The 9,996-nt window shown below is 72.1% G+C and carries 11 protein-coding genes; 4 read left to right on the top strand and 7 right to left on the bottom strand.

From position 1 onward, the window contains the following. Positions 1–64 precede the first annotated feature (64 nt). Positions 65–1,324, top strand: a complete 1,260-nt coding sequence (locus tag J7E97_RS16980; RefSeq protein WP_374224169.1) for an ABC transporter permease — start codon at positions 65–67, stop codon at positions 1,322–1,324. 42 nt (positions 1,325–1,366) lie between these two features. Further along, complete coding sequence (locus J7E97_RS16975; RefSeq protein ID WP_215027932.1) at positions 1,367–1,654, top strand: hypothetical protein; 288 nt, start codon at positions 1,367–1,369, stop codon at positions 1,652–1,654. A gap of 87 nt (positions 1,655–1,741) precedes the next feature. On the opposite strand, the gene J7E97_RS16970 is transcribed toward J7E97_RS16975, so the two are convergent. Next, positions 1,742–3,025, bottom strand: a complete 1,284-nt coding sequence (locus J7E97_RS16970) for a geranylgeranyl reductase family protein (protein ID WP_215027930.1) — start codon at positions 3,023–3,025, stop codon at positions 1,742–1,744. Positions 3,026–3,124: 99 nt separating this feature from the next. Here J7E97_RS16970 and J7E97_RS16965 point away from each other — a divergent pair, with 99 nt between their 5' ends. Next, complete coding sequence (locus J7E97_RS16965; protein WP_308346546.1) at positions 3,125–3,664, top strand: GNAT family N-acetyltransferase; 540 nt, start codon at positions 3,125–3,127, stop codon at positions 3,662–3,664. Between the two features lie 86 nt (positions 3,665–3,750). Here the strand turns inward: J7E97_RS16965 and J7E97_RS16960 are convergent, their stop codons facing one another. The 6 genes from J7E97_RS16960 to J7E97_RS16935 all read right to left on the bottom strand — a co-directional run bounded on the left by J7E97_RS16960 (position 3,751) and on the right by J7E97_RS16935 (position 9,419). Then, positions 3,751–4,662: a glutaminase gene (locus J7E97_RS16960; RefSeq protein WP_215027927.1), complete on the bottom strand. Its 912-nt coding sequence runs from the start codon at positions 4,660–4,662 to the stop codon at positions 3,751–3,753. A 14-nt stretch (positions 4,663–4,676) separates the two neighbouring features. Continuing rightward, the gene (locus tag J7E97_RS16955; RefSeq protein WP_215027925.1) at positions 4,677–5,369 is read right to left on the bottom strand and encodes a demethylmenaquinone methyltransferase; all 693 of its coding nucleotides are present in this window, start codon (positions 5,367–5,369) and stop codon (positions 4,677–4,679) included. Positions 5,370–5,524: 155 nt separating this feature from the next. Beyond that, a complete protein-coding gene (locus J7E97_RS16950; protein ID WP_374224168.1) occupies positions 5,525–6,205 on the bottom strand; it encodes a hypothetical protein in 681 nt (226 codons plus the stop codon). Positions 6,206–6,212: 7 nt separating this feature from the next. After that, a complete protein-coding gene (mqnC, locus tag J7E97_RS16945) occupies positions 6,213–7,412 on the bottom strand; it encodes a cyclic dehypoxanthinyl futalosine synthase (protein ID WP_215027958.1) in 1,200 nt (399 codons plus the stop codon). 85 nt (positions 7,413–7,497) lie between these two features. Beyond that, positions 7,498–8,274 (bottom strand): A24 family peptidase, encoded by a 777-nt coding sequence (locus J7E97_RS16940; protein WP_215027956.1) that lies wholly within the window; start codon positions 8,272–8,274, stop codon positions 7,498–7,500. Positions 8,275–8,555: 281 nt separating this feature from the next. Next, a complete protein-coding gene (locus J7E97_RS16935) occupies positions 8,556–9,419 on the bottom strand; it encodes a menaquinone biosynthetic enzyme MqnA/MqnD family protein (RefSeq protein ID WP_215027923.1) in 864 nt (287 codons plus the stop codon). Between the two features lie 238 nt (positions 9,420–9,657). On the opposite strand from J7E97_RS16935, the gene J7E97_RS16930 reads away from it, so the two are divergent. Beyond that, entirely contained in the window at positions 9,658–9,861 is a 204-nt protein-coding gene (locus tag J7E97_RS16930; protein ID WP_112451444.1) for a cold-shock protein, read from the top strand. Positions 9,862–9,996 lie beyond the last annotated feature (135 nt).

The raw sequence follows: 9,996 nt of genomic DNA, 5'->3' as shown, positions 1-9,996 counted from the left end.
CGGCCCGCACCCCGACGGCTCGCATCCCAAGGGCTCGCATCCCAACGGCCCTCACCGCAACGGCGTGCATCCCAAGCGCCCCCGTCCCAAGCGCCCCGGCCCCCGGCGCCCCCGCGTCGCGCGCACCCGGCTCTCCGTGCGCGACGCGCTCGGCGAGGCCGTCGCCGGGATGCTGCGCCGGCCCGGGCGGACCGTCCTGACCGCGCTCGGGACCGTGCTCGGCGTCGGCAGTTTCGTCGCCGTTCTCGGGCTGATCGCCACCCTGTCCTCGCAGATCGACGGCCGCTTCAACGCCCTCACCGCCACCGAAGTGACCGTCGAGGACATCGCCGCCCGCCAGGACCCCTTCGCCGGCCCGGGATTCCCCGCCGACGCCGAGCAGCGGCTGCATCAGCTCGCCGGGATCGAGCACGCCGGGGTGCTGTGGACGGTCCGGCTGGACCCCTCGGCCACGCTCGGCCCGCTCCCCTCCGGCGGCACCCGCGCCACCGGCACCCCCGTGGTCGCCGCTTCCCCGGGGGCGGTGGCCGCGCTCGCGCCGACCCTCCAGCAGGGCAGGCTCTACGACGCCTTCGCCGAGCGGACCCACCAGCGCGTGGTGGTCATCGGCAGCGGGGTCGCGGAGCGCCTCGGCATCACCACCCTCGCGACCCGCCCCGCCCTGTACATCGGTCAGGAGCCGTTCACCGTCGCCGGGATCATCTCCGACGTGCGCAGGCGGCCCGAGCACCTGCTGTCGGTGCTGGTCCCCCGGGCCACCGCCGAGGAACTGTGGGGCCCGCCGGAGCCGGGGGCCGCCAGCATGCTGATCTCCACCGATCTCGGGGCCGCCCGCCAGGTCGCCGCCCTGGCCCCGATGGCCCTGCGCCCCGACCACCCGGACCACCTCAAGGCCGTGCCGCCGCCGGATCCGCGGATGCTGCGCTCCGGCGTCGGCTCGGACCTGAGCGCGCTGTTCCTGCTGCTGGCCGGGATCTGCCTGGTCATCGGCGCGGTCGGGATCGCCAACACCACGCTGGTCGCGGTCCTGGAGCGGACCGCCGAGATCGGGCTGCGGCGGGCGCTGGGGGCGCGGGGGCGGCACGTGGCGGCGCAGTTCCTCACGGAGTCCGCCGCGCTGGGTGCGCTGGGCGGCCTGGTGGGGACCTCCCTCGGTGAACTCACCGTCGTCGCCGTGTCCCTGGTCCGGGACTGGACCCCGGTGATCCATCCGGTGACGGTCGCCGCCGCCCCGCTCGCCGGGCTGCTGACCGGCCTGCTCGCGGGGGTCCATCCCGCCTGGCGGGCAGCGCGTATCGAACCGGCCGAAGCCCTGCGAAGATAGCTCCTGCGAGCCCGCCCGAGTCCCGCCAGGAGGTGGTGATCCGTGATCACCAGGCCGTCCGACGAAGCTCCCGGCCACGACCGCGGCCCCGGCGACGACGCCCGGGACGCCGACCGCACGGCCCTCCCGGCCGCCGCGGGGCTCGGTCTCCTGTCCCTGGGAGGCTGGCTGCTGACCACCTCCCGCCCGTGGCAGAAGCCCGGCTCCCCGCTCACCCTCACCCTCGACTGGACGGCCTCGGGGACACTCCTGATCTGCGGTCTGGTGCTCCTGGCCCGCTGCGTCCGGACGGTCCACCGCCCGGCCGGAGCACCGTACGAAACCCCATGAGAAACCCCGTACGGACCCGCACACGGCCCCCAGCTGGTGTGCGCCCGGGTCGCGCGGCCTCGTGCCGCGCGACCCGGCCTTGAACGGTCAGGCTCGGGGTGCCACCTTCGACAGGCCGTTGATGATGCGGTCCATCGCGTCGCCGCCCGTCGGGTCGGTGAGGTTGGCCAGCATCTTCAGGGTGAACTTCATCAGCACCGGGTGGGACAGGCCGCGCTGGGTGGCGATCTTCATGACCTTCGGGTTGCCGATGAGCTTCACGAACGCGCGGCCCAGCGTGTAGTAGCCGCCGTAGGTCTCCTTGAGGACCTTCGGGTAGCTGTGCAGGGTCAGTTCGCTCAGCGCGGGCGTGGCCCGGGAGTGGGCCTGGACGATGACGTCGGCGGCGATCTGGCCCGACTCCATCGCATAGGCGATGCCCTCGCCGTTGAACGGGTTGACGAGCCCGCCCGCGTCACCGACGAGCAGCAGGCCCTTGGTGTAGTGCGGCTGCCGGTTGAAGGCCATCGGCAGGGCCGCGCCGCGGATCGGCTGCGTCATGTTGTCGGGGGTGTAGCCCCAGTCCTCGGGCATGGAGGCGCACCAGGCCTTGAGGACCTCGCGCCAGTCCAGCTCCTTGAAGGCGGAGGAGGAGTTGAGGATCCCGAGGCCGACGTTGGAGGTGCCGTCGCCCATGCCGAAGATCCAGCCGTAGCCGGGCAGCAGCCGGTCCTGGGCGCCGCGCCGGTCCCACAGCTCCAGCCAGGACTCCAAGTAGTCGTCGTCGTGCCGGGGCGAGGTGAAGTACGTACGGACGGCCACGCCCATCGGGCGGTCCTCGCGGCGGTGCAGGCCCATCGCGAGGGAGAGCCGCGAGGAGTTGCCGTCGGCCGCGACGACCAGCGGGGCGCTGAAGGTGACCGGGGTCTTCTCCTCGCCGAGCTTGGCCTGCACGCCCGTGATGTGGCCGGTACGGGGGTCGCGGACGGGCTCGCCGACGTTGCAGCGCTCGTAGAGGCGGGCGCCGGCCTTCTGCGCCTGACGGGCCAGCGTCTCGTCGAAGTCGTCGCGCTTGCGGACGAGTCCGTAGTCGGGGAAGGAGGCGAGTTCCGGCCAGTCCAGCTGGAGCCGCTGCCCGCCGCCGATGATCCGCAGGCCTTTGTTGCGGAGCCAGCCGGCCTCTTCGGAGATGTCGATGCCCATCGACACCAGCTGCTTCGTGGCGCGCGGGGTGAGGCCGTCGCCGCAGACCTTCTCGCGGGGGAACGCCGTCTTCTCCAGGAGCAGGACGTCGAGTCCGGCCTTGGCCAGGTAGTAAGCGGTGGTCGAGCCGGCGGGCCCGGCCCCGACGACGATCACATCCGCGGAGTGCTCGGACAGGGGCTCGGTCACGGCGGGGTCTCCCGGAAGGCTCGTAATGGGGTGCCGGGGGGCACAAGACGTGTGCAGTCTATGCAGCGAGAGAGATCGCGATCCGAAGGGCTGCCCACTGTGACCACCTCGCCGACCCGGCCGCTCCCCGTAGTCCAGCTCCGTGTGCCCACGGACGAGGACGCGCACGCCTGGTACCGGGTCTTCAACGACCGTGACGTCATGGCATTCCTCGGGGGACCGGCCGAGCCTTCCCTGTACGAGGAGTTCACCGCGCGGCAGCGGATGCACGACGCCCGCCTCGGTTTCTGCCTGTGGACCCTGCTGGACGCGGACGGGGAGGTCATCGGCTTCACCGGGGCCCAGCCGTGGCCGGCGGAGAAGGGGTGGGGGCCGGTCGGGGAGATCGAGGTCGGGTGGCGCCTCGGCCGTGCGGCGTGGGGCCGGGGCTACGCGTACGCGGCCGCGCTGGCGACCGTGGAGCGGCTCCGGGAGGCGGGGCTGTCGCGCGTGGTGGCGATGATCGACGCCCGCAACGAGCGGTCCGTGGCGGTCGCGGAGCGCCTGGGCATGACCCTGGCGCAGGAGTTCCCGGGCCCGGCGGGCGTCCCGAGCCGCCGCTACGAACTGACGCTCCGCACCGGCCCCGCCGACGACTGAGGCGCGGGCGCGGGTCAGCGGCGCAGGTGCGGGGGCCAGCGGCGCAGGTGCGGGGTCGGCGGCGCGGCCCGGGGGCCAGCGGCGCGTCAGAAGACCGAAAGGCCCGTCAGGGTCGTGAAGCGGTCCAGGGCCGCCACGGCCGCAACCGAATTGCCCTGCGGGTCGAGTCCCGGGCTCCACGCGGCCAGCGTGCACGCGCCCGGGACCACCGCCACGATCCCGCCGCCCACGCCGCTCTTGCCCGGCAGGCCGACCCGGTAGGCGAACTCCCCCGCCGCGTCGTACGTCCCGCACGTCAGCATGACCGCGTTGATCTGCTTCGCCTCGCTGCGCGTCAGCAGCCGGGTGCCGTCCGCGCGCAGCCCGTGGCGGGCCAGGAAGCGGCTCGCGCGGGCGAGGTCGGCGCAGGTCATCTCGATCGAGCACTGCCAGAAGTAGTGGTCGAGCAGCGTCGGCACCGGGTTGTCGATGTTTCCGTACGAGGCCATGAAGTGGGCCACGGCCGCGTTGCGGTCCCCGTGCTCGTGCTCGGAGGCGGCGACCTCCGCGTCGAAGGCGAGGCCGGGGTTGCCGCTCTCCTCCCGCAGGAAGTCCAGCAGTTCGCTGCTCGCGTCGCCCGTCAGCGTCTGCAGCCGGTCGGTGACGACCAGCGCGCCCGCGTTGATGAAGGGGTTGCGCGGGATGCCGTTCTCGTACTCCAGCTGCACGAGGGAGTTGAACGGGTTGCCGGAGGGTTCCCGGCCGACCCGCTCCCACAGGCTGTCGCCGCCTTCGGCGAGCGCCAGGGCCAGCGCGAAGACCTTGGTGATGGACTGGGCGGAGAAAGGCGTGCGCCAGTCCCCGACCCCGAAGACGTTGCCGTCGAGGTCGGCGATGGCCATTCCGAACTGCCGGGGGTCCACGGACGCCAGCGCCGGGATGTACTCGGCGGGGGTGCCGCTGCCCACCAGTGGGGCGATGTCGGTGGCGACCTGCTCCAACAGCGCTTGGTAGTCCATCGCCGGGGCCCTTCCTACCGCTTGAAGCCGCGGTGCAGCGCGACGATGCCGCCGCTCAGGTTGCGCCAGGCCACCTGGGACCAGCCGGCCTTCTGAAGCAGCGCGGCCAGCTCCGGCTGGTCGGGCCAGGCGCGGATGGAGTCGGCGAGGTACACGTACGCGTCGGGGTTGGAGGAGACCGCGCGGGCCACCGGGGGCATCGCGCGCATCAGGTACTCGGTGTATACGGTTCGGAAGGGCTTCCAGGTGGGCTGCGAGAACTCGCAGATCACGACCTGGCCGCCGGGCTTCGTCACCCGGTACAGCTCGCGCAGGGCGGCGTCGGTGTCCTGGACGTTGCGCAGGCCGAAGGAGATCGTGACGGTGTCGAAGACCCCGTCCTTGAACGGCAGCTTCGTCGCGTCGCCGGCGGTGAGCGGGAGCCAGGGGTTGCGCTTCTTGCCCTCGCGGAGCATGCCGAGGGAGAAGTCGCAGGGGACGACGTACGCGCCGGTCGCGGCGAAGGGCAGCGAGGACGTGGCCGTGCCGGCGGCCAGGTCGAGGACCGTGTGCCCGGGGCGCGCGCCGACCGCCTTGGCGACCTCCTTGCGCCACAGGCGGGCCTGCCCGAGGGAGAGGACGTCGTTGGTGAGGTCGTAGTTCGCCGCCACACCGTCGAACATGGAGGCGACTTCGTGCGGCTGCTTGTCCAGGGAAGCGGTGGTCACTGGCATTGGCCCCTCGGGTGCGGTGCGAATGGTCGGCGGTCTGCGGCTCAAGGCCTGCGGTCTACGTCTGCGGCCTGCGGCCTGCGGCTTAAGGTCTGGGTCTGCTCGGTCCGGCGAATACCGGGTCATTCTCGCAGGCCGCCACCGCCGCCCGCTCAGCGGCGGCGGTGCAGCAGCCTGCCGCCGATGACCGTGGCCACGCAGGTGGCCGGGCCCTGCTCCAGCAGCTCCGCCGGGCCGGCCACGGCGAAGGCCGCGAACCGGGCCGGGGCGCCCGGCTCCAGGGTCCCGTAGAAGGCCTGTTCCGCGGTGTCGCGTCCGGCGAGCGGGTTCAGGGAGGCGGGGCCCTCGTAGGGGGCGGGCGGCAGGATGGTGAGTCCGGAGCGGACCACCGCCGTCCGCACGGCGGGGCTCGTGAACCGGCCGGTCACGGCCACCACCCCGCGCGCCAGGAGCTTCTGCGTGCCGCGCCGGGCGCTGTTGCCCCAGCGCGGCTCGGTCAGCTTCAGGCCGGCCAGCGCCTCGGGGCCGCTGATCGGTTCGGCGCCGAGCTCGGTGATCTCGTACGGATCGTCCGGGTAGTACGTGCGCTCCAGCAGCTCGTCGCCGCCGCGCACCAGCAGCCCCGGGGTCAGCACCCCGGGCCAGCGGCGGGCCCGGGCGTGCGGGTAGGCCGCGGCGAGCTCCTCGTACGGGCCCACGCCCGCGATCCGGTCGCCCTCGACCAGGACCGCGCCGCCGGGCAGCGGCGCGGTACCGGTCGCGGTGCCGGTTCCTGTGCCGGTCGCGGTGCCGGTTCCTGTGACGAGGAGGTCGGCGGTGTGGATCGTCAGCACGGGCGCGTCAGTTCGTGGAGATGAGCTTCAGCTCGGGGTGGGCCGTGCCGCCCTCGATGGCGGTGGAGGAGATGTGCGAGACGACGCGGTCGTCGACCGGGTCGTTCGCCGGGTCGTCGTGCACGAGGAGGTGCTCGTACGTGGTCGCGCGCTGCGCCGGGACGCGGCCCGCCTTGCGGATCAGGTCGATGATCTCCATGCGGTTGGAGCGGTGCTTGGCACCGGCCGAGGAGACGACGTTCTCCTCCAGCATGATCGAGCCGAGGTCGTCGGCGCCGTAGTGCAGGGAGAGCTGGCCCGCCTCCTTGCCGACGGTGAGCCAGGAGCCCTGGATGTGGGCGATGTTGTCGAGGAAGAGCCGCGCGATGGAGATCATGCGCAGGTACTCGAAGACGGTCGCCTGGGTGCGGCCCTTGAGGCGGTTGTTCTCGGGCTGGTAGGTGTACGGGATGAAGGCGCGGAAGCCGCCCGTACGGTCCTGCGTGTCCCGGATCATCGAGATGTGCTCGATGCGCTCGGCGTTGGTCTCGCCGGTGCCCATCAGCATGGTGGAGGTGGATTCCACACCCAGCTTGTGGGCGATCTCCATGATCTCCAGCCAGCGTTCGCCGGACTCCTTGAGCGGGGCGATCGCCTTGCGCGGCCGCTCCGGCAGCAGTTCGGCGCCGGCGCCCGCGAAGGAGTCGAGGCCGGCCGCGTGGATGCGGCTGATGGCCTCCTCGGCCGAGACGCCGGAGATGCGGGCCATGTGGTCGATCTCGGAGGCGCCGAGGGAGTGGATGACCAGCTGCGGGTAGGCCTTCTTGATGGCGGAGAAGTGGTGCTCGTAGTACTCGACGCCGAAGTCCGGGTGGTGGCCGCCCTGGAACATGATCTGGGTGCCGCCGAGTTCGACGGTCTCCGCGCAGCGGCGCAGGATGTCGTCGAGGTCGCGGGTCCAGCCCTTGTCCGTGTCCTTGGGGGCCGCGTAGAAGGCGCAGAACTTGCACGCCGTCACGCACACGTTGGTGTAGTTGATGTTCCGCTCGATGATGTACGTCGCGATGTGCTCGGTTCCGGCGTAGCGGAGCCGGCGTGCGGCGTCGGCGGCCTGGCCGAGCGCGTGCAGCGGCGCGTCGCGGTAGAGGTCGAGTGCCTCTTCCTTGGTGATCCGGCCCCCTGCGGCGGCGCGGTCGAGGACAGACTGGAGATCGGCCTGGTCGGTCACCGGGGCGTCACCTTTCGGCTGTGTCATTCGGCGTGTGTCAAGGGTCCGGACCGATCCAGCCTACGCCAGCGCCCGCGGCCGCAGTTCAGAGGCCCGGCCCGGCTCCGGGGGCGAGGCCCGCGCAGATCACGCCGACGAGCGCTCCGCCCGCCATGAAGGGGCCGAAGGGGAGCGGCGTGGTGCGGTCCGCCCGGCGCAGGGCCATCAGGACGAGGCCGTGCACGGCGCCCGCGAGGAAGGCCGCGAAGGTGCCCGCGATCAGCACGGGCCACCCGTACCAGCCGAGGACCTGGCCGACGGCGAGCGCGAGCTTGACGTCGCCGAAGCCCATCTGGCGCGGGTTGATGAGCCAGAGCACGAGGTACCAGCCGCCGAGGACGAGGCCGCCGAGCAGTGCGCGCGGCCAGGAACCGCCCGCGTCGGGGAAGAGGGAGGCCGCGCCGAGCGCGACGGCCGTCACGGCGGCGAGCGGAAGCGTCAGCACGTCGGGGAGGCGGTACACGGCCCGGTCGACGAGGCAGAGCAGGACGGCGGGGGGCGCCAGCAGCAGCCAGGCGAACAGCTCGGGACGCGCCCCGACCCCGGCCCCGAGGGCGAGACAGATGAAGGTGATGAGGAGCACGGCCGTGCCGGCGGGCGCGAAGGCGGTCCCGCGCCGCCCGGTGCGGACCCCGGCGGTCGTGCACCGGGGGCAGCTTCCCCGGCCCAGCCAGCCGCGGGCCGGGCCCGTCAGGGGGTGGTCGGCCGGGCAAAGGGAGCGCCACGGGCTGTCCGGCTCGACGGAGAGGCGGTAGACGACGCGGGGAACGAGCAGCCCGGTCGCCACGCCCCAGAGCACGACCCCCGCCACCAGTGCCGTGATGCCCACGGGTTCCACCCCCAGCCGCGCCCGCGCCCCCGCCCGCGGCGGAGGAGACCGCGCACGGTAGCAGCGGCCCCCGGCGGCCTCAAGGAGTCCCGGACAGCCTGGGGAAACGGCCCGTCAGGTCCGGCGACGGGCCCACGGCAGGCCGGGCGGCAGGCCCTGCGGCCCGGCCTGCCGGGAGCGCACGCCGACACCTTCCGCACGGAAAGGGAACACTTGCCGATAAACAGGGCATTCCCCTTTCCGCGATACGGAAAGGGGAATGGACATAAGCCTCGCTAATACCCCGCCGCACCGACCGTCAGGAGCTCCACGGACACATCCGGCGCATACCCGGTCGTCTCTCCCGTGCGCCTCGCGAATTCCCTTACGCCGGCCAGCTGCTCCGAGCCGAAGCGGAAGTCGAGCGTGGTGAAGTAGCGCTCCAGGAGTTCCGCGTCGAAGGCCTCCCAGCGGGCCGCCTGCTCGGCGACCTTGGTGACTTCCTCCAAGGACACGTCCCGGGAGGCGAGGAAGGCCTCGTGGACCTTGCGGACGACGTCCGGCTCGCGCTTCAGGTAGTCCTTGCGGGCGGCCCAGACGGCGAAGACGAACGGCAGCCCGGTCCACTCCTTCCACATCGCCCCGAGGTCGTGCACGGCGAGCCCGAGCCGGGGCGCGTCGTGCAGCGAGGCGCGCAGCGCGGCGTCACCGATCAGCACCGCCGCGTCCGCCTCCTGCATCATCAGCCCCAGGTCGGGGGGGCAGGTGTAGTAGTCCGGCCGCACCCCGTACTGCTCGGCGAGCAGCAGCTGAGCGAGGCGTACGGACGTTCGCGAGGTGGATCCCAGCGCGACGCGGGCGCCGTCCAGCTGGTCCAGCGGCACCTGCGAGACGATCACGCAGGACATGACGGGGCCGTCGCAGCCGACCGCGAGGTCGGGGAAGGCGACGAGGTCGTCGGCGTTGCGGAGGAACTCCACGAGGGTGATCGGGCCGATGTCCAGGCCGCCCTGGACGAGGCTCGCGCTGAGCTTCTCGGGGGTGTCCTTGGTCAGCTCCAGGTCCAGCAGCGTGCCGGTTCTGGCCAGCCCCCAGTAGAGGGGCAGGCAGTTCAGGAACTGGATGTGGCCGACACGGGGCCGGCTGCGATAGGCGTCCACATCGCGAGACTAGCCCCCGCATCTCCGTCAGCCGTCTGGCGGGTCTCAAACGTCTGAGTGACGTGATCTTTCCCTCTGGTCTCGGCCGCAGGGTGCGTGCTAGGCTCGGACGCAAGTTGCAGTTTGGTTTCCCTTGCAGTACGAGGCCTGCGGAGAATGTGACCCGCAGGCTTTTGTAGTTTTCAGACTTCTTAGCAGGTTCTGGAGCAGGGCGACCCTTTGGCCCATAGGAGGGCTCATGGCTACCGGAACCGTCAAGTGGTTCAACGCTGAAAAGGGCTTCGGCTTCATCGCCCAGGACGGCGGCGGCCCGGATGTCTTCGTCCACTACTCCGCGATCAACGCCGCTGGATTCCGCTCCCTTGAGGAGAACCAGCTGGTGAACTTCGACGTCACCCAGGGTCCGAAGGGCCCGCAGGCGGAGAACGTCACCCCGGCCTAGTCGCCTGGGCCAACCGGTCGCGGTTGGAAATGCAGTACCCAAGGAGCCCTGTCTTCCCTGCGCGAGCAGAGTCGACGGGGCTCCTGCCTTTGCCCTGGCCGGGTCGTTGGACCGGGGCTACCCCGAAGCGCCCCC

Source organism: Streptomyces sp. ISL-66 (genome assembly GCF_018614135.1).
GTDB lineage: Bacteria > Actinomycetota > Actinomycetes > Streptomycetales > Streptomycetaceae > Streptomyces.
This window is presented reverse-complemented; position numbering and strand designations above follow the sequence as displayed.

What these genes read in the sequence shown, in the direction of transcription:
- J7E97_RS16960 (WP_215027927.1), bottom strand. Translation starts at nt 4,662, where the DNA reads ATGGACTACCAAGCGCTGTTGGAGCAGGTCGCCACCGACATCGCCCCA.
- J7E97_RS16930 (WP_112451444.1), top strand. Translation starts at nt 9,658, where the DNA reads ATGGCTACCGGAACCGTCAAGTGGTTCAACGCTGAAAAGGGCTTCGGC.